This window comes from Terasakiella sp. (assembly GCF_048267425.1).
Taxonomy (GTDB): Bacteria; Pseudomonadota; Alphaproteobacteria; order Rhodospirillales; family Terasakiellaceae; genus Terasakiella.
Map to the genome: position 1 here is coordinate 462,501 of NZ_JBLWXN010000001.1, position 26,390 is coordinate 488,890.

Here is a 26,390-nt window from a genome sequence, read left to right on the forward strand (position 1 = left end):
AAATAATCCACATTGCCGTTTTGCAATTGCCGGATGGCATCTTGATGTTTGGCTGTTTCAAGGACGGTAATTTTATTTGCGGGGTCTTTTAAGAACTGGATCCGCCCGTCATAGGCATAACCCCGAATGACCAGAACACTCTTGCCCCGTAATTCGGATAGATCGGAAATTGGGGGCGGTCTTTTTTATGGTAAGCGTTTAATGTAATGCGGCCAACCGGGTGATTGCCGTAAAAAACATGATCACTGACATTGATGTGATGGGCGGAAATGGTCATATCTATGCGCCCTAATATAATGTTTTGGGCAAGGCGTGGTGGCGGCAAGGCTTTGTAAACTGGTTGCAGGTCTAACTTCCCAAGTTCTTGATCTAAAAGGTCTTTCCATATGCCGCCGAGGGTGCCATCTTCGGCAATGATAAAATAGGGTTCAAAAGAATAGACGCCGACCGTCAATACCTGTTTGCTCTGCGCAGGCGTGTGCCATGTCAGAAGTAAGACAAGAATGATGAGAACCCGTTTCATATAAAACTCCGAATAAGGGGTTGTTCGGACGGTAACGGTCTTTTCTTTTTTTTGTTTTATATTCTAACAGTTGAATTATACAATTTCTATTATGCAGAAGTGTAATGATATAAATTCTGCCAAAGGCACGATATTTCGCATTGTACCCTTAACAAGTGCCCCTACATCTGGTATGAGGTGCGCCATATATTCCAACCCATATTATTTTGTAGGAGCTTGGGTCGTATCATGGCTACTCCCATCCGTCGCGCATTGCTTTCCGTTTCCGATAAAACCGGCCTTGTTGAGTTCGCTCAGGCCCTGGCTGACAAAGGTGTTGAGCTGTTGTCCACGGGCGGCACGTTCAAAACATTGAAAGATGCCGGTATCCCGGTGATCGAGGTTTCTTCCCATACCGGTTTCCCGGAAATTATGGATGGTCGTGTTAAGACTTTGCATCCTAAAATCCACGGTGGCTTGCTGGCCCTGCGCGACAATGACGAACATGTCGCCGCGATGGCAGAACACGATATTGCCCCGATTGATTTGCTGGCAGTGAACCTGTATCCGTTCGAATCCACTGTGGCGGCGGGTGCGGATTTCGATACCTGTATTGAAAATATCGATATTGGCGGTCCGGCGATGATCCGCGCGGCAGCGAAAAACTGGCAAGGTGTCTGTACCGTCGTGGATGTTGAAGATTACGCGCTGGTTCTGGAAGAGTTAAACGCAAACAACGGCACAACCGAAGAGTTCCGCAAAAAAATGTCGGCAACGGCTTATGCACGAACTGGTGCTTATGATGCGGCCATTTCAAACTGGTATGCCAAACAGCTGGAAATCGATTACCCGAAACGAAAAGTGTTTGCCGGGGAATTGAAACAAACCATGCGTTATGGTGAAAACTCCCACCAGTCTGCAGCCTTTTATGTCACAGGCGAAAACCGCCCCGGCGTGGCAACGGCAGAACAGTTGAACGGCAAAGAACTATCTTATAACAACGTCAACGATACGGACGCCGCGTTTGAACTGGTGTCAGAATTTAAAGACGATACGGCTTGCGTGATTGTCAAACATGCCAACCCTTGTGGTGTGGCTGTTGGCGATAACCTGAAAGACGCTTACCTGCGTGCTTATTCGTGTGATACCGAAAGTGCTTTTGGCGGGATCGTGGCCTTTAACAAAACATTGGACGGTGCAACGGCTGAAGAACTGTCTAAAATCTTCCTCGAAGTGGTGATTGCCCCGCAAATTGACGAAGATGCACTAGCGATTTTGTCCGGTAAGAAAAATGTTCGTGTTTTGCAAACTGGTGGCATGCCCAATGCAGGCGATACGGCTGATATGGTCAAAACCATGTCCGGTGGTTTGCTGGTTCAATCCAAAGACAACCAGATTTTCTCCGACGACTTCAAGGTTGTGACCGAACGTCAACCGACAGAAGCGGAAATGAAAGACCTGCGCTTTGCCTTCACCGTTTGTAAGCATGTGAAATCAAACGCGATTATTTACTGTAAAAACAACATGACCGTTGGTGTTGGCGCGGGTCAAATGAGCCGGGTAAATTCTTGCCGAATTGCCGCTTTCCGGGCTGAACAAGCGGCGAAAACCGCAGGGGATTCTGAAAGCTGGGCAAAAGGGTCTGTTGTGGCCTCTGATGCGTTCTTCCCGTTTGCTGACGGTTTGATCGAAGCGGCTGAAGCCGGTGCCACTGCCGTCATCCAGCCGGGTGGTTCTATCCGGGATGAAGAAGTCATTGCCGCAGCCAATGAACGTGGCCTCGCCATGGTCTTCACCGGTATGCGCCACTTCCGCCACTAAGGCGAAAAAGGGTTTAAACCTAAAGACAAAAAGAGCCCGTCGGACAATGACGGGCTCTTTTTTTGTCGGCAATGGATGAAAGAGATTTCCATTGTGACGCTATCGTTTTGCATTTTCCATTTTTCTCCCCCCTCCCCCCGATATACCGCCCTCCGTCATCCCGCACGTGATACGGGATCCAGCCAAATCAAAGGGTTTGTGCTTTATATCCGGGGCAGACTGGATCCCCGATCAAAGTCGGGGATGACGAAAAAGATGGGATACCGCACCACCTCCTTACTGTGCCGCAGCCTTTTCTGCCGCCAGATTTTTTTGACACTGTTCAATCATCCAATGGTCCACGGGATTTAAAATCCCTCGTTTTTCCATTGCCAATACTTGATCCACTGCCTGCTGCCAACTCACCTTGCTGCCCGGTGTGCTGGCAAGCTTGGCATAACTTACCAAGAGATCGCGTTGCCACTGGGTATTTTCCGGGTCGTGCTTTGCAAGGTTTTGCCGAATTTCCAAGGATTTTTGATAGTGGTTCAGGGCGTCATCGGCTTTTCCTTTGTCGCGTAAGACATTTGCGATTTTATTATAAGAAACGGAAAGATCGCGTTGCCACTGGGCATTTTCGGGATCGTGCTTTGCAAGTTTTAGGACAATCTCCAAGGATTTTTGATAGTGGTTCAGGGCGTCATCGGCCTTTCCTTTGTCGCGTAAGACATCTGCGATTCTGTCATAAGAAACCGAAAGATCGCGTTGCCATTCGGCATTTTCCGGATCGTGCTTTGCAAGGTTTTGCCGAATTTCCAAGGATTTTTGATAGTGATTCAGGGCGTCATCGGCCTCTCCTTTGTCGTGTAAGACATCTGCGATTTTGTCATAAGAAATGGAAAGATCGCGTTGCCACTCGGCATTTTCCGGATCGTGCTTTGCAAGTTTTAGGACAATCTCCAAGGATTTTTGATAGTGGTTCAGGGCGTCATCGGCCTTTCCTTTGTCGTGTAAGACATCTGCGATTTTATCATAAGAAACGGAAAGATCGCGTTGCCACTGGGTATTTTCGGGATCGTACTTTGCAAGGTTTTGCCGAATTTCCAAGGATTTTTGATAGTGGTTCAGGGCGTCATCGGCCTTTCCTTTGTCGCGTAAGACATCTGCGATTTTATTATAAGAAATGGAAAGATCGCGTTGCCATTCGGTATTTTCAGGGTCACGGTTGGCACGCGCTAACATATATTGGTGGACGGTTTGTAAATTGCTGTGTGCGTCTTCTCGATCACCGATGAGGATTGAAATTTTACTTTTTTCAGCCAGTAAAACAAAATAATCACGATCTTTCGCATCAATAACGGTCAGGCCTTGTTCAACGGTTGCCAAGGCATTCTCTCGTTGAGCGCTGTTGATATAAAGGCGCGCAAGATAGATATAGTCCCATGCTTGGGCATGTGGGGTCAGTTCCATCACTTTTTCAAACGCAGCGAGGGCACGTTTTCGGTCCACGCCATAGGCCAATTCCCCAATGCGTCGCCATTGATTGATGGCTTCGTGTTGGGCGGTTTCTGCATTTTCGCTGGCTTTTTGGGCTTGTGATGCCAAAAGATCAAGACCGCCGTCGATATTACCCTCGGCAATTAACGACAGGGCCTTTCGCTGTTGATCATCTTTGGCGTGAACAACCAGTTCTTTGACGGCTTGATCACGTTTTTCATCGGCTTCATCTTCAATCAGGATCCCTTGCTGGGCGGCGCGTTCGACCAGACTATCATCAATACGTTTTTCGATTTCTTCCTGAATTTTGCGCAGGCGTTCAAAACGGGGGTCTGATGGGTCTTGAATATTTTCAAGCTGCTTTTTTAAATCGTCATATAGAACGTAGAGGTCAGAAACGGCTTGGTCTTTGATGTCCTTTTTTTCGAAAACTTTGAACAGCCGAACAATACCCCAAGCGGCAATGCCAAAAGGTATAGTCAAAATTGCCAGAAGACTATCAAAGGCCCCTAAAATATCAGAGTAATTTTTGATTGTCGTGATCACTTCATTCCATAGACTTTGCTCTGCCATTTACCCTGCCCCTTATGAGTTGGGTTGATCTTACAAAACATGACATAAGGTTGCAAAATCTTTCTCCTTCCCTCTCGTCGTGATCCTGCTATTCTGTTGGGAATTGTTTTTTTGATTTAAGGGATTAAAGATATGATCGTAACCACGACCGATAGTGTTGAAGGCAAATCTGTAACGCAATATTGCGGGATCGTTTCTGGGGAAGCAATTTTGGGGGCGAACCTGTTTAAGGATTTCTTTGCCGGGATCCGTGATGTTGTGGGCGGTCGGTCCGGTGCCTATGAAAAAGAATTTCGCAAAGCCAAAGAAGCTGCCTTGGCTGATATGATGGAAGACGCGCAAAGTCTGGGGGCCGATGCGGTTGTTGCGGTTGATCTGGATTACGAAGTTATCGGTGGCGATCAAAAAACCATGTTGATGGTGTCCGCCAACGGCACAGCGGTAAAGCTGGGCTAAGTGATATAATTTAAAAGAGAAATCCCGGCTTAAGGCCGGGATGTTTCTTTTCAGGATGTTCGTTTAACTGCAACGGCGAAGAAACCGTCACCACCTGCACCGGGCAGGTTGCGATAGACATCGCCGACTTGTTCGAAATTGGCATGGCCTTTCAAGAAAGCCTTTAACATCAGCTCGCCTTCTTCGGGTTGCAGGGAACAGGTGCAATAAACGATGGTGCCGCCGACTTTTACCCAACGGCTCGCACGGTGCCAAAGGGTGCCCTGAATATCAGCCATCGCCCGGATATCGTCTGATTTTTTCGTCCATAACCCATCAGGGTGGCGGCGCAAGGTGCCGGTTGCGGTGCAGGGCGCATCCAGCAATATGGCATCAAATTCACAATCCGGTTGCCATTCCATCAGGTCTTTGGTCAGAATGTCTGCCTTAAGATGGGTGCGGGTTAGGTTTTCTTCCAATTTTTTCAGGCGGTTGGTGGATTTATCCACGGCGGTTACGTTTGCGCCAAGCGCCGCAAGCTGCATGGTTTTGCCCCCGGGGGCCGCGCAAAGATCCAGCACGGTCTTGCCTTTGACATCGCCTAACAGAGTGACGGGATGGGTGGCAGCCGCATCCTGCACCCACCATGACCCATTGCCATACCCGTCCAGTTCCTCAATCCGCCCGCCGATGGACAGACGGATGCTGCCGTTGGGCAGAATTTCCCCGTTCAAACGCTTGGCCCAAATGGCGGCTTCGTCGTTATATTTTGGGGTAATGTCCAGCGGGGGTTCTTTCAGGTGTGCCAGGGCAATGGCTTGGGCAGCCTCTTCACCATAGGCGTTTTTCCAGCTTTCGATCAACCAGATGGGAATATTTTTTTCTGCGATAAAGGCCGGGGGAAATTCTTTTTCAGCTTGTTCACGATCAATTCGGCGCAGGACCGCATTGACCAGTTTTTTATACTGCATAAAATCGACCCGCCCGGTCAAAATTTGTGCTTCGGACAAAACCGCATGCGCCGGTACATGCATAAAATAAAGCTGGGCGACGCCAAGACGCATCACGTTCAGAATATCACGGGCCGCCCCTTTGGGTCGTTTGTCCAGACATTCATCGATTAAATGATCGATAAAACCCTTATGGCGCATGGTTGTGGTTAGAAGCGCGCGGGAAAAAGACTTGGCTTTCGGCGTGAGCTTATCCAGATGGGGATGCGAATTAAAAGCCTCGTCCATCGGGCGTTTTTTACCCAAAACCTGACAAAGTACATCATAGGCAATTCGGCGTGGCATAACGATCATCCCTTTATTTGTCTGAATGGCCGACTCTTAGTTTAAAAAGGCAGAGGGGACAAGTATATTAAACCGTTCACATCCTTTCATAGAAAATGCTAAGTAGATTAATGTCATATGTTGAGTCAGGGAAGTGTCCGATGTTTTTTGTCCGTTTCTTATCGTTTCTATTTGTTGTTATTACGTTTTCTGGCTGTGTGACAAATAATAACCTGCCATCTGATTGTAAGGGGGCACGGGCCCATACTGAAGAATGTGAAAACCTTGTGCGTATGGTGGTGTATGGAAAAAAAGCGGCTCAATTTGCGGATCGAAAACAATATGAGCCAGCGATTGACTATTACAAAAAAGCCGCACAGTTGGCTTTGGCGTTCAAACCGGAACTCTATATGGAATATAAGCTCAATCAGGTGCTTTATATTCGTGAAAAAAGCAAGGATACAAACGTTGTTTATGGGTTGAAAAACGCCTTATCCGTCTTGCAACAGGTGGTTCCAGATCTGGAAAAGATTAAAAACGCTAAAACGCGCGCGCATTTCTATAACCAGTTGGGCGCAACACTCAGTGATTTAAGTGATGTTGAAGACGATATCAAATGGGCACAAGGCGCGACCAGTGCGTTTAAGGCCGCCCTTGATCAGATTGACCAAGCAGAGCATCCACAATTGTGGGCGAACCTGCATCATAGTTTGGGAGTCTCTTATTCATCTTTATATTATCTGGATCGTGATATCGCCAATTTAACATTGGCCAAAATGGCTTTTCAAGAAGCGTCTCAGGCTTATTCGCAAGAGAAAAATCTGGAACGTTGGGCCATGTCGATTAATGCGATTGCAGATATTGAAGCCATGCAAGCCATTGAAAATATGACAGAAAAGCAAGTCAAAAAGGCAACGGATGCCTATTTGTTGGTTTTGGATCGTCTAAAGGATACAGATTTATATTATACGTTAGCAACGTCCTTGCATAATCTAGGCATTTTGGTTCAAGAAGTTGGAAAAGCGCAGAAAAATATAGAATTTCTGGATCAATCCATTGGGTATTTTGATAAATCAATGGATTTTTATAATAAATCACGCGATTTAATGCCGTGGATTTCTGCGCAATCCCATCAGGCCCGCTCGATGAAACTCAAGGCGCAATTGACAGGTAAAAAGGCTGATTTTGAAGAAGCGGTTTCTTTGTATCGCAATGCAATTGAAACGCTGCCAAAAGATAAAGCCCCAATAATCTGGGCCAAATTACATCGCCAGTTAGGGTACGTTTATTCCAGTTATGGGGAGCAACTGTCCGACCCGAATGGGTTTGAATATGCGATTGGTCTGTATGAAACGGCCTTGACCGTCTATCAACGTGCCGACAATAAAACCGAGGAAGATAGACTGTTGCGTTTAATCGAGCGCAGCAAACTGTCTATGCTGGAGTTAAGGGCCGCGTCTACCCCCAAGGACCCTTGATGTTATCATTTGTTTTTGTTTCAGGAATACGCGAACGGCTGGTGCGGCGCGTGGGTTGGGTTTGTGCCATTTTTTTGAGGGCAGCGATGCGGTTTTCCATATTGGGGTGGGTGGAAAATAAACTGTCGGTTTTGCGTCCATGCAGCGGATTGACAATAAACATATGGGCGGTTGCCGGATTATTTTCCGCTGCATGATTATCAATGAGGGAAGCCCCTTGATGCATTTTGTTCAAGGCACTGGCCAGCCACATGGGTTGCCCGCAAATCTCGGCCCCGATCCGGTCCGCTTCATATTCACGGGTTCTGGAAATCAGCATTTGCACCAGCATAGCCGCCATTGGGGCGAGGATCATAATTAAAATCCCGCCGATGGGACCGAGTGGATTATTGCGGTTATCACTGGACCCGCCAAAGAAAAAGGCGAAGTTGGCCAGCATGGAAATGGCCCCGGCGATTGTGGCTGTGATGGTCATAATCAAGGTATCGCGGTTTTTAACATGGGCGAGTTCGTGCGCCATAACGCCTGCGATTTCTTCAGGTGACAGCATGTTCAGCAAGCCCGTGGTGGCGGCAACGGCTGCATTTTCAGGATTGCGCCCGGTGGCAAAAGCGTTGGGTTGCGGATTTTCCATGATATAGACTTTGGGCATGGGCAGGTTGGCCCGTTTGGCAAGGTCTGCGACCATCTGGTAAAATTCCGGTGCGCTTTGGGCATCGACGGGGCGTGCGCCATACATGCGCAAAACCACTTTGTCGGAATTCCAGTAGGAAAAGGCATTCATGCCCAAGGCAATGACAAAGGCAATGACCATACCGCTTTCGCCACCGATCATATATCCGATCGCGAGGAACAAACCGGTCATGCCAGCTAGTAACAAGGCGGTGCGTGCGTAGCTCATAGGCTCTAATTCCATTGCAAAATTACTGAACACTGAGTATTTAGGGAGAAAGAACTTAAATCCGCAACCCCTTTGAGGTTCCGTCATGTCTGAATCATCCGAAAATAAGCCGAAGTTTACAGCAACCGACGTTGTGCGCAACGAAGATGGCCGCCCGATTGCCCCGCAACCGGCCCGTAAATTTGAAACAATGGCGGATCAGGAAGATAAACCGGCAGAAGTCGGTGGACGCGAAGGCCCCGACCCGACCCGTTTTGGTGATTGGGAAAAAGGCGGGCGTTGCGTCGATTTTTAAGGGCATCTTGTAGCCTGTCTTAGACTTAGACAAATACACTTATTGGTGTGTAGATAAAATTATACTCGTTATGATATATTTCTGTTGTCGTCAGGATGGCAGGAATGATCAATGCGGTCGGTTTTCTTTTTTATCATATCAATGTGCATGATGTTGTTGGCACAGAAGGCTGAGGCCAGGGATGTTCTGCCCGGTCCGATCCGTGCCGAGGTTTTGCAGGTGATTGATGGCGATACATTGGATGTTCGTGCGCAAATTTGGCTCGGACAGTATATTCAAACCCGTGTACGGTTATCCCAAATTGATACACCGGAATTACGTGGGCGGTGCGCGGCTGAAATTGATCGCGCGCAGCAGGCTAAGAATGCGCTGACAGACATTGTCAAATCTCGCAAAATCTGGTTAAAAAATATCCATTATGGCAAGTATGCGGGCCGGGTTTTAGCGCAATTGGAAACCGATCAAGGGGTGGATCCGGTCGCATTCCTGATCGAAAAGGGGTTGGCGCGACTCTATGACGGTAAAAAACGCCGTTCATGGTGTCCGTGATTTTTATTCCATCTTAACAGTCTTTGCGCTATCCCTAGTGCTGAATGTGACGCACGGATACGTTAATGGTTACGATTTTCAACCAATTTGTAGACTGGTTTTTAAAGCGCGAAGAAGGTACTGGCGAAGAAGGTCAGGGGCCGTTGGCGCTTATGCAGGATATTGGTGACGTCCATGTGTTAATCGCCGAGCCTGAAGGAAAATTTGCCAGTGATGAAGCCAAGGAAGCCTTGCTTCAGGGCGTTGTTATCCCCTTAAATGAACGTGCCGGGTTATCTGCGCGTCGTACGGCCCATGTTTTTAAGCGAACCAATAAAGGAACGTTGGAAAATCAATTTGAAGATGTTTTGCGGGATGGGCGCGCGTTATTGCAAAAAGAAGGGGCCGACCTGTTGATTTGGGGCAAGGTGGAACCTGAATTACAGTCTGTGCGGTGGTATTTTTTAAGTGGTGTTGTGGGAAATGCCAATTTAGGCATGCCCGGTTTTGCCGAAAACTTGTTGGTGCCGTTTGAACCGGATATGGGATCACTGGATGTTTTGTATGCGGCTATTTTTGCAGCGTGTGTGCCATCTCATCCCAGTCAGGCATTGAAGATCGGTGAACATTTATTGAATGCGGTTGATCCGTTGACCAAATTACCCGCTGGATTAAGCCCGCGTAAAACCAGTCAGCCGGTGAAGGTTTCCACAATGGGCATGTGTGCGGTTGTTCTGGCCAATATTGCGCGTCGCGCCAAGGAACTTGGCTGGTTCGACCCGGCCTTAAAAGCCTTTAAGACTTGGGAAGATTTGGTTGAAAAAGAAAAAACACCGCAGGAATGGGCCTTGGTCAATAATCATTATGGTTGGTTGTTTGAAGAAATGGCAACCCATAAGGAAGATAAGCAGGCGGTTGAACATATTGAACAGGCCATTCGCCATTTTGAAGGGGTTTGCACTGTTTTCACCCCCAAATCCTATCCGTTGGAATGGGCCGCTGTTCAGATGCGTATTGCGGGTATGTGCGCGCGCATGGGCCGTAGTTTGAGCGAGCCGGATTATCTGCAAAAAGCAGCACGTTATTTTAAAAAATCTTTGGATGTTTACACACAAAAACGATATCCGCTGAATTGGGCCGATGCTATGTCGCATATGGCAAAGGCTTTGATGTTGCATGGGCAAATGGTGAAAGGGGCGCAGTCATTGGAACAAGCCGGTGTGGCCTTTCAGGCGGTGTTAAAAATCTATACACCGGAAAAATATCCCGCCCAATGGGCGAATACGCAAAATAATTTGGGGGCAACTTTATTTGCCTTAGCCAAACGTGACCCGTCAACGGTGGCCTGGATTGAACATGCCCTGATGTGTTTTAACGAAGCGCGGTCCTATTATGCGGAAAACGGCAAAGTGCAATTGGCGCATGTGATTGATAAGAATATTTTGCGGGCACAAAGTCTGAAGGAACAGATTGAAGAAGATATTGAAAATGACTTGTTAAATTGAGTCAAATAAGCCGGAAAAACGCTGAATTCGTTATTTACCCTTCTCTGCCTTGAAGCTATGATGCCGCCAAGCTGAGCTTCGCATAAGGAAAACCTGAGAAAATGAAAGTCCTCGTTACAGGAACGGCCGGTTTTATCGGTTATCATCTGGCTGAAAAATTAATTGCCAACGGCCATGAGGTGGTTGGTATTGATTGTGTCACCGATTATTACGATGTTTCCTTGAAAGAAGCGCGTCTGGCTCGTTTAAAACAACATGCGGCGTTTACGGAAATTCGCGAAGATTTGGCCAATGCTGAGGCCATTATGCAGGCTTTTGCCGATCATAAACCGACGCATTGTGTGAATTTGGCGGCTCAGGCCGGGGTGCGATACTCGTTGGAAAACCCGGCAGCTTATACCCATTCAAACATTGATGGTTTTCTCAGCATTTTAGAAGCGTGCCGTCATCATCCGGTGGACCATCTGGTCTTTGCATCGACCAGTTCTGTTTATGGCGGCAATAAGAATATGCCGTTTTCTGAACATGACAGTACCGAACATCCCATGACATTGTATGCGGCAACCAAAAAAGCCAATGAACTGATGGCCCATAACTATGCGCATTTGTTCAATATTCCGGCAACCGGAATGCGCTTTTTTACGGTTTACGGACCGTGGGGTCGACCGGATATGGCATTGTTTTTATTTACCAAGGCCATTCTTGAAGGCAAGCCGATCAATGTCTTCAATCATGGTAATATGGAACGCGATTTTACCTTTGTTGAAGATATCGTTGAAGGGATCTTCCGCCTGTTGTCCAAACCGCCGCAGAAGGATGAAAACTGGGATGCCAAGAACCCGGATCCCTCTACCAGCGGTATTGGCCCTTACCGTATTGTCAATATCGGGAATTCGCGCTGTGAAAAACTGACCCGCTATATCGAAATTCTGGAAGAAAAATTGGGTCGTAAGGCTGAAAAGAATATGTTGCCCATGCAGGACGGTGATGTCCCGGCGACCTGGGCGGATACAAGTGAATTGAATAAAATTACCGGCTATGCCCCCAATACCAGCATTGAAGAAGGCGTTGGTCGGTTTGTTGAATGGTATCTTGATTTTTATAATGTGGACGTATGATGCATAATCGTAAAATTGCCGTTATCGGCCTTGGATATGTGGGTTTGCCGGTTGCCGTGTCTTATGGTCGGGCCGGCTATCAAACCATCGGTTTTGATATTGATCAGGGCCGCGTTGCGGAACTGAACACAGGCTATGATCGCACCGAAGAAGTGGATGAAGGTGACGTTTTACACGACAGTCTAACCTATACATGTGATCTGGATGAATTGCGCAAGGCCGATTTCTTTATTGTGACGGTCCCGACCCCGATTGACGATGCGCATCGTCCCGACATGGGGGCTGTTTTGGCGGCATCGCGCACGGTTGGTTCTGTCTTGAAAAAAGGCGATATTGTTGTTTATGAGTCCACCGTTTATCCCGGTGCGACCGAGGAAGAATGCGTCCCGGTTCTGGAAGATATTTCCGGCTTGTCCAATCAAGGTGATTTTGCAGTGGGTTATTCGCCGGAACGGATCAATCCGGGCGACAAGCAACACCGTTTTGAAACCATCTTGAAGGTGGTCTCCGGTCAGGATGCAGACACACTGGATATTGTTGCAAAAGTTTATGAGTCTGTTGTGACGGCGGGTGTGCATCGCGCGGCGAACATCAAAACGGCTGAGGCCGCAAAGGTGATTGAAAATACACAACGGGATTTAAATATCGCTTTTGTCAATGAATTGTCGCAAATTTTCGAACGTGTCGGCATCGACACCCATGATGTTTTGGAAGCTGCCGGCACAAAATGGAATTTCCTGAAATTTACACCGGGTCTGGTGGGCGGTCACTGCATCGGTGTAGACCCCTATTATCTGACGCATAAGGCAGAACAACTGGGCCATCATCCGCAAGTGATTTTGGCGGGGCGCCGTGTGAATGACCGTATGGGATATCATATCGCCATGCAGGCGGTAAAAATGCTGATGAAGCGCGGGGGCAAGGATGATCCGGTCGTGACTATTTTGGGTCTGACATTCAAAGAAAACGTTCCCGATCTGCGCAATTCCAAAGTTGTGGACATTATTACGGAATTGCAGGATATGGATATTCAGGTACAAATTACCGATCCGTGGGCAGAAAAAGACGAAGCCCATGAAGAATACGGTGTAACCCTGATTGATGAAAGTGATCTCGCGCCAGCCGATGTGGTGATTATGGCGGTATCGCATCAGAAATTCCTTGATAAAGGTTGGGCGCTGCCCGTTTCCTTGTTGAAGGAGAATAAAGGCGCGGTTATCGATATTAAATCCTGTCTGGATCGCAACAGTTGTCCGGCAGATATCGAACTTTGGCGCCTGTAAGCGAGGCTCCGCCATGCAGCCCAAAGCCCTCATCGTTGTATCGGAAGACTGGTATTTTTTATCTCATCGTCTTCCCTTGGCAAAACGACTAAAGGCAGAAGGGTATGATGTGGCGCTGGCTTGTCGTTTTTCCGACAAACGCAAAGAAATTGAGAACCACGGCGTGCGTTGTTTATCTGTAGACTTTCAACGCGACGGCATTTCACCGCTTAAGGCCTTGAAAACGGTTTCGGCTTTGCGTGCGATTTATAAACAAGAACGCCCCGATCTGGTGGTTCATGTTGCCTTGTTTACCGTGCTTCTCGGTACAATAGCGTCTATTTTCTCACCGGCTAAAAAAGTACTAAATCTTGTCACAGGTCTTGGGTTTTCCTTTATTTCCAATAGCCTGAAAGCCCGTATTATTCGCACGGTTGTATCCGTTGCCTTTTGGGGCTTTGCCCGCACAAAAAAGGTCAATATGCTGGTGCAGAACCGGGATGATCTTGCCTTGATGTCGGGGTTTGGGTTTAGCGAAGATCATAATCTGTTTCTGGTGCGTGGTTCCGGCGTGGATGCGGTGCATTTTCATCCGGCACCTGCCTTGCCCCAGCCGCCTTTAATCACATTTGTCGGGCGTTTGTTATGGGCAAAAGGTGTGGGGGAGATAATAGAGGCTGCCCGGTTATTGAAAGAACGTGGACAAGATATCCGTATCGCACTTGTCGGTGATATTGATGCGCTTAACCCACAAAGTGCAACACAGGATGATCTGGCAAGCTGGCAAGCTGATGGATTGGTCGAATGTTGGGGGCGACGAACGGATATTGCCGATATTTATCGCCAATCCACCGTGGCGTTATTGCCGTCATGGCGCGAAGGATTGCCCAAAAGTCTTTTGGAAGCCGCGGCTTGTGGGCTGGCGATGATTGCAACCGATGTACCGGGCTGTCGCGAGATCGTACGGGATCAGGAAAACGGTCTTTTGGTCCCGCTTCAAAATAGCGTTGCATTGGCGAATGCGATTGAATGCCTCGCCAAGAACCCTGCCCTTTGCGCAGAATTTGGGGCTGCAGCGCGTCGTTTTGTCGATGAAGAATTAAACGATCAGGCGATAATGGATAAAACCATGTCTGTTATTCATCAGATAACGGCTTAATGGGCAGAATTTTGGAGAAGTTATGCACTATCTGACCATTTTTATTGCTGTTCTTATCCTCAGTGTGTTGGCAACGGGTGGCGTGTTGGCCTATTTACGCCATAAGGCCATTCTGGACCATCCCAACGAACGCAGTTCCCATTCCATACCAACACCGCGTGGCGGGGGGATCGGGATGTTAATTGTTATTCTGCCTGCGTTGATTGGGATTAACTTTTTCTGGGAAGACCCTTTGGCAATTGCACCGTTTGCCTTGGGCGGTGCGTTTGTTCTGGCGTTATTGTCATGGCTGGATGATTTGCGTGATTTGGGGGCCGGGGTGCGTTTTGCGGTGCAGTTTATCTGTGTCGGGTTATGTGTCTTTTTCTTACCCCCCAGTGAGACAGGCTATATCGGCGGGTTTATGCCCGTATGGCTGGAAAAAATCTTGCTGGTTTTGGGGTGGGTCTGGTTTATCAATCTCTTTAATTTTATGGACGGGATTGATGGTATCTCCGGTGTTGAAATTGCCTCCATCGGGGCGGGGCTGGCTTTATTCGGTTTTGCGTTGCATTTGGGCGATAGCTTTATTCTGACAGCCCTTGTTTTATGCGCATCTGCCCTTGGTTTTTTGAAATGGAACTGGCATCCCGCCAAGGTTTTTATGGGTGATGTCGGGAGTATCCCGATCGGCTTTCTCTTGGGATGGATGTTGATTTTGTTGGCCGGGCAAGGCTTTGTTCTGATTGCGGTGTTAATTGCGCTTTATTATATGGTGGATGCAACGTTCACCTTGATCAAACGTCTGCTACGCGGGGAAAAGGTTTGGCAAGCCCATCGCGAACATTTTTACCAACAGGCAACACAAAAAGGTTTGCGCCACGATCAGGTTGCCTTGCGCATTTTGGCATTGAATATGGTGCTGATTACTTCGGCCTGGTTAGCTTATGACGTCACTTTATTGGGCGGACTGGCCTTGGCAATTCTAAGCGTCACTGTTTTGTTGTTCCATTTTAAAAAAGGATCGCAAAACGATGTCTAATATTCTGGTGACTGGGGCCACAGGCTTTGTCGGGCAGGCTTTGTGTCAACATCTGTTGAGGAACGGGCATCGGGTTGTTGCGACTTATCGAACGCATAAAACCGATTTGAATTGTGACTGGCTTCAAATTAGCGATATGGATGGCAATACGGACTGGGCCGATAAACTCACCGGGATTGATGTGGTTATCCATCTTGCCGCTCGTGTTCATATGATGCAGGAAGGCGCGAGTGATCCCTTGGCGACATACCGTGCGATTAATCGGGATGGGACCTTGTGTCTGGCAAAAGCGGCACAATCCCAAGGGGTAACGCGATTTGTCTTTTTAAGCACCATCAAGGTGAATGGGGAGAAAACGCAAAAGGATCAACCCTTCGGGGTGGTAATTGATCAGCCCCCTGTTGACCCCTATGGTCTGTCAAAATGGGAAGCAGAAGAAGGCCTGCGCACCTTGGCACAACAGACAGGACTGGAAGTTTGTATCCTTCGACCACCGTTGGTTTATGGTCCCGGTGTCAAAGCCAATTTCCTGAGCTTTTTAAAATTGGCAGACAAAGCTCTGCCGGTACCGTTTAAATGTCTGCATAATCAACGCAGCCTTGTGAATGTGGAAAATCTGGCGGATGCACTGATGGTATGTAGCCAACATCCGAACGCGGCCCATAAAACATATTTAATCAGTGATGGGCATGATTTAAGCGTGGCTGACATGTTTGCCTTGATGGCTCAAAAACTGAAACGCCCATGCCGGATGATCCCGCTTCCTGTCTTTGTTCTGAAAATATTGGGAAGAATAACAGGCAAATCAGCCGCAATTGATCGTTTAACACAAAGTTTGCAAGTTGATGGACAAACCATCCAAAAAGAATTGAACTGGACCCCGCCTGTTTCGGTGGAAAGCGGTTTTGAAAAGATGGTGAGTTGGTATAAAGGTTGAAGTCAGCCTGAAAACAAGGTACTTGAATTATTCGGTTTTTCTTTAGTCTGCCGGGATGTCATGGCGTTTACTTTTAGCAAAATACCCGGGCGCGGATGGGTTGCCCTGTTCCATGATCTGTTGATGACGGCAGTGTCGTTTAATGTCGCGCTTTATTTGCGACTGGGCAATGATTTCCATAATTATCTGGAAGTTGTGCGCACCGGTACACCTATTTTGGTGATCTTGGCAGCAGCTGTCTTTTATCTGATGGGGCTTTATAAGGGAATTTGGCGTTATGCCTCCATGCGCGATTTGATCGCCATCACCAAATCTGCCAGTATTTTGATCCTGATTTTCGCGCTTGTGATGTTTATGACAACGCGATTGGAAGCCTTGCCCCGTTCTGTTCCTGTCATCAACTGGTTTGTGTTGATGGCTTTGTTGGGGGCACCGCGTTTTATTTATCGCATGCTGAAAGACCGTCGTCTGGATTTGTCCCATTTGGTAAGCGAAACTCCCAGAATTCCCGCACTCTTGATCGGGGCAAGCGATGGGGCGGATTTGTTTCTGCGCGCCATTGAGCGCAATCCCAACATCCCTTATCAGCCCGTTGGTCTGGTGGCAGAAAAAAAATCACGGGCCGGATTGGATATGTTGGGTGTTCCCGTTTTAGGGATGTTGGATGAATTGCCCGATATTATTGCCGACTTGGCAAAGAAGAATAAAAAGCCGCAGCGCCTGATTTTAACGAAAGATGATTGGCCCGGTGAAAAAGTGCGTAAACTTTTGGCTTTGGCGGATGAGTTGGGAGTTCCCTTGTCGCGCTTACCCAAAATGACCGATTTGCGCAGTGGTCAAGTGGACCAGATTGAGGTGCGTCCCATTGATGTGGAAGATTTATTGGGGCGTCCGCAGAAGGCCTTGGATAAATCGCTGCCTAAGGATTTGATTTCCGGTAAAAAAGTCTTGGTAACCGGGGCTGGTGGCTCTATCGGGAGTGAACTTGTTCGCCAGATTTGTAGTTTTGATCCTTGCGAGATTTTGTTGTTGGAGGCTTCAGAATATGCGCTGTATACCATCGATATGGAAGTATCGCGCACCTTCCCGGATTTAAAACGGCAGGCCTTAATTTGTAATATCCGTGATCGTTATCGCCTGAATGATATTTTCGAAACCAATAAGCCGGACTTGGTGTTTCATGCAGCGGCCTTAAAGCATGTGCCTTTGGTGGAAGAAAACCCGGTGGAAGGGATTTTGACCAACGCGGTCGGCACCCGAAATGTTGCAGACGCCTGTGTTGCCCACGGTATTCAGGCGATGGTGCAAATTTCCACCGATAAGGCCGTGAACCCGACCAATATTATGGGGGCGAGCAAACGCATTGCAGAAAGTTATGCGCAGGCCTTGGATATCAAAAAAGCAGGATGCCGGTTCACGACCGTACGATTTGGCAATGTGTTGGGATCAACCGGGTCGGTTGTCCCCTTATTTGAAAAGCAGTTGCGCGCAGGTGGACCGTTGACCGTCACGGATAAAGAAATGAACCGTTTCTTTATGACGGTTCGCGAAGCGGTGGAACTGGTTTTACAAGCCGCCGTTTTGGCGCAAAAAGACAATGTACTGGATGGGAAAATCTGTGTTCTGGATATGGGGGAACCGGTTAAAATCCTTCATTTGGCGGAACAAATGATTAAATTATCCGGTTTGCAACCTTATCAGGATATCGATATTCAGTTCACGGGGTTGCGCCCCGGTGAAAAACTATATGAAGAGATTTTCCACGGGGATGAACCGCCAACCCCCTCTACCCAAGAAGGCATTTTAATTGCCACACCGCGTGTGCTGGATGCCGATATGCTGGCGCAGACATTGGATCGTATTGAAACCAAATGTCGCAATCGCGATACAATTGCTGCCTTGCATGTGGTCAAGGAACTGGTGCCGGAACTGGATCATCCGTTTTTTAAAGAACAGATTTAAAGACGTTTTTCTTTTTTATCTGCTGCGTTTGATCACAGTTTGCTGAGACGCCATTTGACACAAACGCCTTCCCCGCGCAAGGGACCTTGCATGACAATCTGATCGGTATGTCGCACATGACCGGGACGTGCAACATAGATACTTTCGCGAATATCAAGCTTGCCACCCTGTACCCGTAAATGCCAGCCGGCGCCATTGTGGGTTTTTAAAAGAACGGCCTGCCCGTCTTGAACCAACGAGGCATGCACATCGGGATGCAGATGCAAACTGATGGCGTAGGTCGATCCACCCATACCGATTAATTTGTCTTCAACACGCAAGTCGGTGCCGGTTTTATTCATATAGACACTACGCTGATGGATCAGGCCGAAACTGGCTTGATAGGCATTGTGTTGGGCCTCGATCAGGACTTGCCCGTTATCTTCAAACCGTTGTGCCGATATGTCCGCCTGATAGGGTTTGATGCCGCCCCCATGCAAGACACTGAAACAGTTTTTATCATCAACCGTTAAACAGTTGTGTGCGGCGGTCGCAGACAAGGCATCATGCCAGCTGGGGTCGCCACCGACGGCGCAGCCGCAATTGACCAGCAATCGTTCATTATCAGAACTGACTTCTAAACTGAGCGGGGCGGCATGACCGAAGGGATGTCGTTGGATATCCGGCGGCCCGGCAACGTCCATTAACAAGACAGTGCGTCCGGCTTCAATACGTTGATAACCGCTGTGGCGGGCATCGCTGAGGGGTTGGCCGATATTGCCGGTGCGGTCCAACAATTGATCGATTGTGTCACGCTGACCTTCTTGGGAGCCATGAAACAGGGCAAATCCGCCATCGGTATGGCGCAATGTTCGGATCATGGGGGCCATACGATCAATATTCAGGCGGAAACTGTCTGGGCATTCCTTGTGCAGTTCACTAAAAATATCCATGATTTCAAGGGTCATCTGCAAAACATCGCACAGTGTTTCAGCCGAACGTGAAATATGACCGCCATCGGCAAGAATTTGGCGATCCAGTTCTTGTGTCATGCGTTCCAGAACGCGCGGTGTTTTTTTCTCAAACCCTTTGATAAACAAACTGATGTAAAGTTGTCCGCGCAAGGCGCGCAATAAGGTATAACCCGTTAAATCGCGAAAACGCGCGCGCGACAGGTGCGAGGCCTGTAAAGACAGGCTGCTTTTAAAATCACGGATAAAATCATCATCGGCACCGGTACAAAGCTTATCAATATTGGCCATCCAGTTGATCAAGCGTTCACCCATGACATCGGCACGCCATGCAAGGGGGCTCCAGACACCGTGAAGGTCCAGCCAGCTTTGGATATATTGGCGGGCAGTGACGATGGCATCTGCATCATTACTTTGGGCGAGATCGTTTAACCATGAAAAACCATGAACCCAGCTTTGCCAGGCAAGGTCATCTTGTGCTGTTGTCCAGGGATGGTCGCTACTTTTATAGGTCCGTCCGGCAAAGGGGAACTTCCCGTCTTTTAACAGCGCAACATTTTCCGGGTGGTTCACCTTCAGGTTATCAGGTAAGGCGATAACGTCCAACTGTGGATTTTTGCGCAGGGTAACCAGATAGAGCGGCGAGCGATAAAGCAAGGCGCGCGCTTTGTTCAACCCTTTTTGCCATATGGGTTGTTCGTGGATATTTTCTTTATGTTTCAATGACATAAAACCATCTCGGGCAAAAGAATGTGCGATGCAACAGAAATCACATTTATTACCTATCAGGTTCATCGAAAGGGCACAAGATGTGCGCAAAAAAAAGCGATCCGTCTTTTGAAAAAACGGATCGCCAAGAAGGGGATGTTGTACAAAAAATTAGATTTCCGGGAACCAGACGTCCAGAATGCCCAATTCTTCTAACTTCTGAACAACGACCTCTGCGGCTTCTTCCGCGTTCAGTTTGGAGCCATCCAGATGAATATCGGGGTCTTCCGGTGCTTCGTAAGGTGATGAAATACCTGTAAAGTTTGGCAAATCACCAGCGCGCGCCTTGGCATAAAGGCCTTTGACATCGCGTTCTTCGCAAATCTCCAGTGGTGTATCGACGAAAATCTCGATGAACTCGCCTTCTTCCAATAACTCACGCGCCATTTTGCGCTCTGATCGGAATGGCGAGATAAAGGATGTCAGGGTTATGAGACCGGCATCAACAAACAGTTTGGCCGTTTCACCGATACGACGGATATTTTCCACCCGATCGGCATCACTGAAACCGAGGTCTTTGTTCAAACCGTGGCGGATGTTGTCGCCATCCAGTGCATAGGTATGTTTATGCAGGGAATGCAGTTTCTTTTCCACAAGGTTGGCAATGGTGGATTTGCCCGAACCGGACAGACCTGTAAACCACAAGACACAGGAACGTTGACCTTTACGTTCAGCACGTTCTTTTTTGCTGATATCAAGGGCTTGCCAATGCACATTGCTGGCCCGGCGCAGGGCATGGTCGATCATGCCGACACCGACAGTGGCGTTGGTATAACGATCGATCAAGATGAAACGACCTGTCCCCCGGCTATCCACATAGCTGTCAAAGGCAACATTACGGTCAAGGGCAACATTACAAATGCCGACTTCGTTGAGTTCCAATGTTTTGGCGGCGGCTTCTTCCAAGGTATTGACATTGACCTTGTGTTTCAGCTCGCTGATTTGCGCACCTGCCGTTTGAGTACCGAATTTAATCAGATAAGATCGACCGGGCAAAAGGGCATCGTCATGCATCCAGATGATCTTGGCTTCGAACTGATCGGCATAATCGGGACGGGATTTGACATCGACCAACATATCGCCGCGTGAAATATCAATTTCATCTTTCAAGGTGATGGTAACAGCTTGTCCGGCAATGGCTTCTTCCAAATCACCATCCAGTGTGACGATACGATCAACGATGGAAGTTTGACCAGAAGCCGGAATGGCAATTTCATCACCCGGTTTGACGCTACCGGCTTCAATCGTTCCGCTAAATCCACGGAAATCGAGGTTGGGACGGTTGACCCATTGAACAGGCAAGCGAAACGGTTTTTCTTTCAAATCGGACGCCACTTGAACGGTTTCCAGATAATGCATCAAGGTCGGGCCGTCATACCAGTCGGTTTGCGGGCTTCGATCAATGATGTTATCGCCGTTTAATGCGGAAATGGGAATGCAGGCAATGTCTTCAAAGCCTAAATCCTTGGCAAATTCACGATAAGATTCTTCGATATTGCGGAATTTTGCTTCGTCATAATCCACAAGGTCCATCTTGTTGACGGCAACGACGATTTTACGAATACCAACGAGGGAGACAATATAGCTGTGACGTTTGGTTTGCGTCAAAATCCCTTTGCGACCATCGACAAGGATAACGGCCACGTCGGCATTGGACGCGCCTGTTGCCATGTTACGGGTATATTGTTCATGCCCCGGCGTGTCGGCAACGATGAATTTGCGTTTATCGGTTGAGAAAAAGCGATAGGCCACATCAATGGTAATGCCCTGTTCGCGTTCAGCCTGAAGGCCGTCCAGCAGCAAGGCATAATCGATTTCCCCACCTTGGGTGCCAACTTTTTTGGAATCGGCTTCAAGGGCGGCAAGCTGGTCTTCAAAAATCAGTTTAGAATCCCAAAGCAAACGACCGATCAAGGTGCTTTTGCCGTCATCAACAGAACCGCAGGTGATGAAGCGCAACAGGCTTTTATTTTCCTGTGCGTTCAGATAAGCCAGAATGTCGTCGGCGATAAGGTCGGATTGGTGAGCCATTAGAAGTAGCCCTCTTGTTTTTTCTTTTCCATTGAACCGGCTTGATCATGGTCGATCAAACGGCCCTGACGTTCGGATGTGCGCGTCAGCAACATTTCCTGTATGATCTCCGGCAAAGTTGCGGCTTCGGATTCCACCGCACCGGTCAAGGGATAACATCCCAATGTGCGGAAACGCACGGATTTCATCATCGGTGTTTCGCCGTCTTTTAAAGGCAGACGATCATCATCGACCATAATCAACATACCGTCGCGTTCCACAACCGGGCGTTCTTTTGCGTAATAAAGCGGCACGATGGGGATATTTTCTTTGTAGATATATTGCCAGATGTCCAGTTCCGTCCAGTTGGACAGCGGAAAAGCACGAATGCTTTCGCCCGGTTTAACGCGGGCGTTGTAAACATTCCACAGTTCGGGACGCTGGTTTTTGGGATCCCAGCGATGATTTTCTGAACGGAAAGAGAAAACGCGCTCTTTGGCGCGGGATTTTTCTTCATCCCGGCGCGCCCCACCGAAGGCCGCATCGAATTTATACTTATTCAAGGCCTGTTTCAGCGCATCTGTTTTCATCACGTCAGTATGCATGGCTGAACCGTGGCTGAACGGACCAATGCCTTGCTTGACACCATCTTCGTTAATATGGATCAACAGATCAAAGCCGTATTCTTGTGCAATGCGGTCGCGGAACTCGATCATTTCCTTGAATTTCCATGTGGTATCCACATGCATCAGGGGAAAGGGCGGTTTGGACGGGTAAAAGGCTTTGCGTGCCAGATGCAGCATAACGGCTGAATCTTTGCCGATGGAATAAAGCATCACCGGGTTTTCAAATTCAGCGGCGACTTCACGGATGATGTGAATGCTTTCGGCTTCAAGCTGCTTGAGGTGGGTTAAGTCTGTGGTATCCATCTTATATCCTATCTTTGGACACATGTCATTTGACAGCAACCTAGTGTGTTCAGGGATCAGAGTCAAAGATAAAATACATAATTTGTGTAAAATAAATTATATATACACAAATAAAATGTTTAATGAGACATATAAGAAACCGCTAAACCTTTTCAGTTATAGCGGTTTCTTTAGGTTTTAGGTAGCTTTTATCGACCGGATTGGGTCAGGTCTTCTTCCGGGTAGGCACCGATTTGGTGGATGGAAAGGTCTGCACCGCGAAACTCTTCTTCCTGTTCCAGGCGAATACCAACGGTTTTTGCCAGCACACCATAAACGACAAATCCGGCAATTGCAGCAAAGGCAACCCCGATGAGGGAGCCAACCAATTGTGCCATAAAGGTAACGCCGCCCATGCCGCCTAAAGCTTCCAGACCGAAAATGCCACAGGCAATACCGCCCATCAGGCCGCACATACCGTGTAAGGGCCAGACACCAAGAACGTCATCAATTTTCCATTTGTTTTGGCATTGCTCAAACCCCCAAACAAACAAGGCCCCTGCAATGCCCCCTGTTGCCAAGGCTCCGACAGGGTGCATGACATCCGATCCGGCACAAACCGCAACCAGACCAGCCAACGCCCCGTTGTGAATGAAGCCGGGGTCATTACGACCAACGATCAAGGCCGTGAGAATGCCGCCGATCATTGCCATCAGCGAATTAACGGCCACCAGACCAGTTACACCTTCAAGGCTTTGCGCCGACATAACGTTAAAGCCAAACCAACCGACACATAAAATCCATGAACCGAGCGCAAGAAAGGGAATGTTGCTGGGTGGAATACCGATGACGGAACCATCTTTTTTATAACGGCCCATGCGTGCACCCAGCATGACAACGGCGCCAAGCGCAATCCAGCCACCAACGGCATGCACGACGATGGAACCGGCGAAATCATGGAAAGCCGCACCGAAGGAATTTTCAATCCAGCCTTGCAGGCCGAAATTACCATTCCAGACAATCCCTTCGAAAAAGGGATAAACAAGGCCGGTTAAAATGGCTGTGGCCATCAATTGTGGGAAAAATTTGGCACGTTCGGCAATGCCACCGGAAATAATGGCAGGAATGGCGGCGGCAAATGTCAAAAGGAAGAAAAATTTAACCAGATCAAAGCCGCTTTTGGCGAATAAATCGCCCGTTGCCCCTGAAATAACGCTGGCAGGCGCCAAAAAGCTGACGCCGTAAGCGACCATATAACCGACGAAAAAATAAGCAACGGTTGAGACGGCAAAATCAACGATAATTTTGACCAGCGCATTGACCTGATTTTTACGACGAACTGTACCAACTTCTAAAAATGCAAAGCCCGCGTGCATGGCAAGGACCATAATCGCCCCCATAAGCACGAAGAAAACATCTGCACCAATTTTTACGGTTTCCATAATTTCTCTACCTTAGTTTTGCCCAATGATCCCTGTCGTCCCAAATCGCAAGGGATCTTCTGAAAATGAAGATTGCGCCCTTTTAATCAAGAATTGTGCCAGACGAGGTGTTTTTCGTGTGCGCGCCATATTTTCTGCCGATTCTTATGGGCATTTGTCTAAAAAATATGCAGGGGAAAATTTGCACAATTGCTAATCATATAGGCAATTACCTGTCTATTTTTTAATCATTATGCAGCGTGCACATATTTTAATCTGAGGGGAGTATATGGATAAAAGAAAGTCCCGTTACTCAATGAAGAGTAACGGGACGACCTTTGGGAAGGTAGAGATGATTGTAATCGAGGGCCGATTACATAGTTTGGGAGCCGCGACCGAATTCCGGATATGCTTCCATACCCAATTCGGCACGATCCAAACCAAGCTCCTCATCTTCAGCGGAGCAACGGATGCCAACTGTTGCTTTCAACACAGTCCAGACGATAGCAGACGCAACGATTACGAATGCACCGATAGACAGAACGCCGATCGCTTGAGTGACAAATGAGGTATCGGCATTAGTGGCCGGGACGATCATTGTGCCCCAGATACCGCATGCCAGGTGAGCGGAGATTGCACCGACAACATCGTCGATTTTCAGTTTATCCAGCAGCGGTACAACAAAGACCACAATGACACCACCGACAGCACCGATCAGGAAGGCCGAAGCCAGCGTTGGTGTATCCGGGCCAGCCGTGATGGAAACCAGACCACCGATGGCACCGTTGAGTGTCATGGACAGATCGACTTTTTTGTAAATAACTTGTGTCAGAATGGCTGCGGCGATTGTCCCGCCTACGGCTGACATATTGGTGTTGATAAAGATGTTGGAAATCGCAATGGCATCCGCCGCAGTCCCAAGGGCGAGTTGTGAGCCACCGTTGAAACCGAACCAGCCGAGCCACAGGATGAATGTACCCAATGTTGCCAACGGCAGGTTGGAGCCCGGGATCGGAGCAACGCGACCTTCAGCGTCATACTTGCCTTTACGGGCACCGAGGATGATCGCACCAGTCAGTGCGCACCAGCCACCAGTCGAGTGAACCAGCGTGGAACCTGCGAAATCGGCAAAGCCCATTTCAGACAACCAGCCGCCGCCCCACTGCCATGCAGCGATGACCGGATAAATGAAACCGGACAAGACGACAACGAAACCAAGGAACGGCCAGAATTTGATACGTTCAGCTACAGTACCGGAAACAACGGAAGCCGCAGTTGCAACGAAAACCATTTGGAAGAACCAATCGGAAGAAGAGGCATACCCACCGGAGAAATCCCCGCCAAGTGCAGTTGCGTCATCCGGTCCCCAGATAGAGAAAGACCCGATAAAGCCGCCATCAACCCCAGCGTACAGCAGGTTGTAGCCAACCAGATAGAACATAAAGCCGGAAACCGCGTAAAGAACGATGTTTTTCAGGCAGATGGTTGCGGTGTTTTTAGAGCGCACAAGGCCGGATTCCAGCATGGCGAAACCAGCTGCCATAAACATGACGAGGAAGCCGCAAACAAGAAAGAGGAAGGTGTTGAGGATATATTGTACTTCGGTTGTCGGTGCATCTTCAGCCAAGGCTGGTTCGATGGCGACGATCAGCCCCAGCAGGGCGATCCATGAGATTTTGGAGAATTTTTTCCACACAGTCATTATCAAAACTCCTTAAAGTGCTTCGTCGTCTGATTCGCCTGTGCGGATACGCACGGCTTTGGAAACGTCATAAACAAAAATTTTACCGTCACCGATGCGACCGGTTTCGGCAGAGGTGCGGATGGTTTCCACAACGCTTTCAACCATGTCGTCGGATGTAACGATTTCAATTTTGACTTTCGGCAGGAAATTCACGACATATTCTGCGCCGCGATAAATTTCTGTTTGCCCTTTTTGCCGACCAAAGCCTTTAACTTCGGAAACGGTTAAGCCATGCACACCTAATTGCGTGAGGGCTTCGCGAACATCGTCAAGCTTGAAGGGCTTGATGACGGCCATTACCATTTTCATTTTGCACTCTCCTAATAACGAGAAACTGAATAA

22 protein-coding genes are annotated in these 26,390 nt (G+C 48.3%); 12 read left to right on the forward strand and 10 right to left on the reverse strand.

What is annotated here, in order from left to right; all coding sequences use genetic code 11:
* Positions 1–88 precede the first annotated feature (88 nt).
* Positions 89–523 carry a hypothetical protein gene (locus ACN0VA_RS02225; protein WP_417819561.1) on the reverse strand — a complete coding sequence of 145 codons (435 nt, stop codon included), beginning with the start codon at positions 521–523 and terminating at the stop codon, positions 89–91.
* Between the two features lie 228 nt (positions 524–751).
* Here ACN0VA_RS02225 and purH point away from each other — a divergent pair, with 228 nt between their 5' ends.
* Positions 752–2,323 carry a bifunctional phosphoribosylaminoimidazolecarboxamide formyltransferase/IMP cyclohydrolase gene (gene purH, locus ACN0VA_RS02230; protein ID WP_417819562.1) on the forward strand — a complete coding sequence of 524 codons (1,572 nt, stop codon included), beginning with the start codon at positions 752–754 and terminating at the stop codon, positions 2,321–2,323.
* 276 nt (positions 2,324–2,599) lie between these two features.
* Here the strand turns inward: purH and ACN0VA_RS02235 are convergent, their stop codons facing one another.
* Positions 2,600–4,372 carry a tetratricopeptide repeat protein gene (locus ACN0VA_RS02235; RefSeq protein ID WP_417819563.1) on the reverse strand — a complete coding sequence of 591 codons (1,773 nt, stop codon included), beginning with the start codon at positions 4,370–4,372 and terminating at the stop codon, positions 2,600–2,602.
* A 132-nt stretch (positions 4,373–4,504) separates the two neighbouring features.
* Here ACN0VA_RS02235 and ACN0VA_RS02240 point away from each other — a divergent pair, with 132 nt between their 5' ends.
* On the forward strand, positions 4,505–4,828 hold the full coding sequence (locus ACN0VA_RS02240; protein ID WP_417819564.1) for a heavy metal-binding domain-containing protein: 324 nt from the start codon (positions 4,505–4,507) through the stop codon (positions 4,826–4,828).
* Positions 4,829–4,878: 50 nt separating this feature from the next.
* Here ACN0VA_RS02240 and ACN0VA_RS02245 read toward each other — a convergent pair whose 3' ends face one another.
* A complete protein-coding gene (locus ACN0VA_RS02245; protein WP_417819565.1) occupies positions 4,879–6,102 on the reverse strand; it encodes an RsmB/NOP family class I SAM-dependent RNA methyltransferase in 1,224 nt (407 codons plus the stop codon).
* A 140-nt stretch (positions 6,103–6,242) separates the two neighbouring features.
* Here ACN0VA_RS02245 and ACN0VA_RS02250 point away from each other — a divergent pair, with 140 nt between their 5' ends.
* Positions 6,243–7,559, forward strand: coding sequence for a hypothetical protein (locus tag ACN0VA_RS02250; protein WP_417819566.1), 1,317 nt, complete (start codon positions 6,243–6,245; stop codon positions 7,557–7,559).
* Here ACN0VA_RS02250 and htpX read toward each other — a convergent pair.
* Positions 7,540–8,460: a zinc metalloprotease HtpX gene (gene htpX, locus ACN0VA_RS02255; RefSeq protein ID WP_417819567.1), complete on the reverse strand. Its 921-nt coding sequence runs from the start codon at positions 8,458–8,460 to the stop codon at positions 7,540–7,542. The two genes, ACN0VA_RS02250 and htpX, sit on opposite strands and share 20 nt — an antisense overlap.
* Positions 8,461–8,545: 85 nt before the next feature.
* Here htpX and ACN0VA_RS02260 point away from each other — a divergent pair, with 85 nt between their 5' ends.
* The 9 genes from ACN0VA_RS02260 (at position 8,546) to ACN0VA_RS02300 (ending at position 18,247) form a co-directional block, all read left to right on the forward strand.
* The gene (locus tag ACN0VA_RS02260) at positions 8,546–8,755 is read left to right on the forward strand and encodes a DUF1674 domain-containing protein (RefSeq protein ID WP_417819568.1); all 210 of its coding nucleotides are present in this window, start codon (positions 8,546–8,548) and stop codon (positions 8,753–8,755) included.
* A gap of 111 nt (positions 8,756–8,866) precedes the next feature.
* Positions 8,867–9,304, forward strand: coding sequence for a thermonuclease family protein (locus tag ACN0VA_RS02265; protein ID WP_417819569.1), 438 nt, complete (start codon positions 8,867–8,869; stop codon positions 9,302–9,304).
* A 65-nt stretch (positions 9,305–9,369) separates the two neighbouring features.
* Positions 9,370–10,788, forward strand: a complete 1,419-nt coding sequence (locus ACN0VA_RS02270; protein WP_417819570.1) for a hypothetical protein — start codon at positions 9,370–9,372, stop codon at positions 10,786–10,788.
* A gap of 101 nt (positions 10,789–10,889) precedes the next feature.
* Positions 10,890–11,906: an NAD-dependent epimerase gene (locus ACN0VA_RS02275; protein WP_417819571.1), complete on the forward strand. Its 1,017-nt coding sequence runs from the start codon at positions 10,890–10,892 to the stop codon at positions 11,904–11,906.
* Positions 11,903–13,189, forward strand: a complete 1,287-nt coding sequence (locus ACN0VA_RS02280) for a nucleotide sugar dehydrogenase (RefSeq protein WP_417819572.1) — start codon at positions 11,903–11,905, stop codon at positions 13,187–13,189. Before ACN0VA_RS02275 ends, ACN0VA_RS02280 begins: the two co-directional genes overlap by 4 nt.
* Positions 13,190–13,202: 13 nt before the next feature.
* Positions 13,203–14,327 carry a glycosyltransferase family 4 protein gene (locus ACN0VA_RS02285; protein WP_417819573.1) on the forward strand — a complete coding sequence of 375 codons (1,125 nt, stop codon included), beginning with the start codon at positions 13,203–13,205 and terminating at the stop codon, positions 14,325–14,327.
* Positions 14,328–14,349: 22 nt separating this feature from the next.
* Entirely contained in the window at positions 14,350–15,348 is a 999-nt protein-coding gene (locus ACN0VA_RS02290; RefSeq protein ID WP_417819574.1) for an MraY family glycosyltransferase, read from the forward strand.
* Positions 15,341–16,285 carry a UDP-glucose 4-epimerase family protein gene (locus ACN0VA_RS02295; RefSeq protein ID WP_417819575.1) on the forward strand — a complete coding sequence of 315 codons (945 nt, stop codon included), beginning with the start codon at positions 15,341–15,343 and terminating at the stop codon, positions 16,283–16,285. Before ACN0VA_RS02290 ends, ACN0VA_RS02295 begins: the two co-directional genes overlap by 8 nt.
* A 60-nt stretch (positions 16,286–16,345) precedes the next feature.
* Positions 16,346–18,247 (forward strand): polysaccharide biosynthesis protein, encoded by a 1,902-nt coding sequence (locus ACN0VA_RS02300; protein ID WP_417819576.1) that lies wholly within the window; start codon positions 16,346–16,348, stop codon positions 18,245–18,247.
* Between the two features lie 32 nt (positions 18,248–18,279).
* Here ACN0VA_RS02300 and ACN0VA_RS02305 read toward each other — a convergent pair whose 3' ends face one another.
* The 6 genes from ACN0VA_RS02305 to ACN0VA_RS02330 all read right to left on the reverse strand — a co-directional run bounded on the left by ACN0VA_RS02305 (position 18,280) and on the right by ACN0VA_RS02330 (position 26,357).
* On the reverse strand, positions 18,280–19,926 hold the full coding sequence (locus tag ACN0VA_RS02305) for a heparinase II/III family protein (protein ID WP_417819577.1): 1,647 nt from the start codon (positions 19,924–19,926) through the stop codon (positions 18,280–18,282).
* Positions 19,927–20,076: 150 nt separating this feature from the next.
* A complete protein-coding gene (cysN, locus tag ACN0VA_RS02310; RefSeq protein ID WP_417819578.1) occupies positions 20,077–21,996 on the reverse strand; it encodes a sulfate adenylyltransferase subunit CysN in 1,920 nt (639 codons plus the stop codon).
* Complete coding sequence (gene cysD / locus ACN0VA_RS02315; RefSeq protein WP_417819579.1) at positions 21,996–22,904, reverse strand: sulfate adenylyltransferase subunit CysD; 909 nt, start codon at positions 22,902–22,904, stop codon at positions 21,996–21,998. Before cysD ends, cysN begins: the two co-directional genes overlap by 1 nt.
* A 188-nt stretch (positions 22,905–23,092) precedes the next feature.
* Positions 23,093–24,325 carry an ammonium transporter gene (locus ACN0VA_RS02320; RefSeq protein WP_417819580.1) on the reverse strand — a complete coding sequence of 411 codons (1,233 nt, stop codon included), beginning with the start codon at positions 24,323–24,325 and terminating at the stop codon, positions 23,093–23,095.
* 352 nt (positions 24,326–24,677) lie between these two features.
* Entirely contained in the window at positions 24,678–26,006 is a 1,329-nt protein-coding gene (locus ACN0VA_RS02325) for an ammonium transporter (RefSeq protein WP_188662698.1), read from the reverse strand.
* 12 nt (positions 26,007–26,018) lie between these two features.
* A complete protein-coding gene (locus tag ACN0VA_RS02330; RefSeq protein ID WP_188662700.1) occupies positions 26,019–26,357 on the reverse strand; it encodes a P-II family nitrogen regulator in 339 nt (112 codons plus the stop codon).
* Positions 26,358–26,390: the final 33 nt, after the last annotated feature.

Excerpts from the sequence above, each read along its gene's own strand:
- ACN0VA_RS02295 (WP_417819575.1), top strand. The coding sequence starts at position 15,341 with ATGTCTAATATTCTGGTGACTGGGGCCACAGGCTTTGTCGGGCAGGCT.
- ACN0VA_RS02265 (WP_417819569.1), top strand. The coding sequence starts at position 8,867 with ATGCGGTCGGTTTTCTTTTTTATCATATCAATGTGCATGATGTTGTTG.
- ACN0VA_RS02245 (WP_417819565.1), bottom strand. The coding sequence starts at position 6,102 with ATGCCACGCCGAATTGCCTATGATGTACTTTGTCAGGTTTTGGGTAAA.
- htpX (WP_417819567.1), bottom strand. The coding sequence starts at position 8,460 with ATGAGCTACGCACGCACCGCCTTGTTACTAGCTGGCATGACCGGTTTG.
- ACN0VA_RS02285 (WP_417819573.1), top strand. The coding sequence starts at position 13,203 with ATGCAGCCCAAAGCCCTCATCGTTGTATCGGAAGACTGGTATTTTTTA.
- ACN0VA_RS02225 (WP_417819561.1), bottom strand. The coding sequence starts at position 523 with ATGAAACGGGTTCTCATCATTCTTGTCTTACTTCTGACATGGCACACG.
- purH (WP_417819562.1), top strand. The coding sequence starts at position 752 with ATGGCTACTCCCATCCGTCGCGCATTGCTTTCCGTTTCCGATAAAACC.
- ACN0VA_RS02235 (WP_417819563.1), bottom strand. The coding sequence starts at position 4,372 with ATGGCAGAGCAAAGTCTATGGAATGAAGTGATCACGACAATCAAAAAT.
- ACN0VA_RS02300 (WP_417819576.1), top strand. The coding sequence starts at position 16,346 with ATGGCGTTTACTTTTAGCAAAATACCCGGGCGCGGATGGGTTGCCCTG.
- ACN0VA_RS02270 (WP_417819570.1), top strand. The coding sequence starts at position 9,370 with ATGGTTACGATTTTCAACCAATTTGTAGACTGGTTTTTAAAGCGCGAA.
- ACN0VA_RS02330 (WP_188662700.1), bottom strand. The coding sequence starts at position 26,357 with ATGAAAATGGTAATGGCCGTCATCAAGCCCTTCAAGCTTGACGATGTT.
- ACN0VA_RS02305 (WP_417819577.1), bottom strand. The coding sequence starts at position 19,926 with ATGTCATTGAAACATAAAGAAAATATCCACGAACAACCCATATGGCAA.
- ACN0VA_RS02325 (WP_188662698.1), bottom strand. The coding sequence starts at position 26,006 with ATGACTGTGTGGAAAAAATTCTCCAAAATCTCATGGATCGCCCTGCTG.
- ACN0VA_RS02275 (WP_417819571.1), top strand. The coding sequence starts at position 10,890 with ATGAAAGTCCTCGTTACAGGAACGGCCGGTTTTATCGGTTATCATCTG.
- ACN0VA_RS02280 (WP_417819572.1), top strand. The coding sequence starts at position 11,903 with ATGATGCATAATCGTAAAATTGCCGTTATCGGCCTTGGATATGTGGGT.
- ACN0VA_RS02250 (WP_417819566.1), top strand. The coding sequence starts at position 6,243 with ATGTTTTTTGTCCGTTTCTTATCGTTTCTATTTGTTGTTATTACGTTT.
- ACN0VA_RS02260 (WP_417819568.1), top strand. The coding sequence starts at position 8,546 with ATGTCTGAATCATCCGAAAATAAGCCGAAGTTTACAGCAACCGACGTT.
- cysD (WP_417819579.1), bottom strand. The coding sequence starts at position 22,904 with ATGGATACCACAGACTTAACCCACCTCAAGCAGCTTGAAGCCGAAAGC.
- cysN (WP_417819578.1), bottom strand. The coding sequence starts at position 21,996 with ATGGCTCACCAATCCGACCTTATCGCCGACGACATTCTGGCTTATCTG.
- ACN0VA_RS02320 (WP_417819580.1), bottom strand. The coding sequence starts at position 24,325 with ATGGAAACCGTAAAAATTGGTGCAGATGTTTTCTTCGTGCTTATGGGG.
- ACN0VA_RS02240 (WP_417819564.1), top strand. The coding sequence starts at position 4,505 with ATGATCGTAACCACGACCGATAGTGTTGAAGGCAAATCTGTAACGCAA.
- ACN0VA_RS02290 (WP_417819574.1), top strand. The coding sequence starts at position 14,350 with ATGCACTATCTGACCATTTTTATTGCTGTTCTTATCCTCAGTGTGTTG.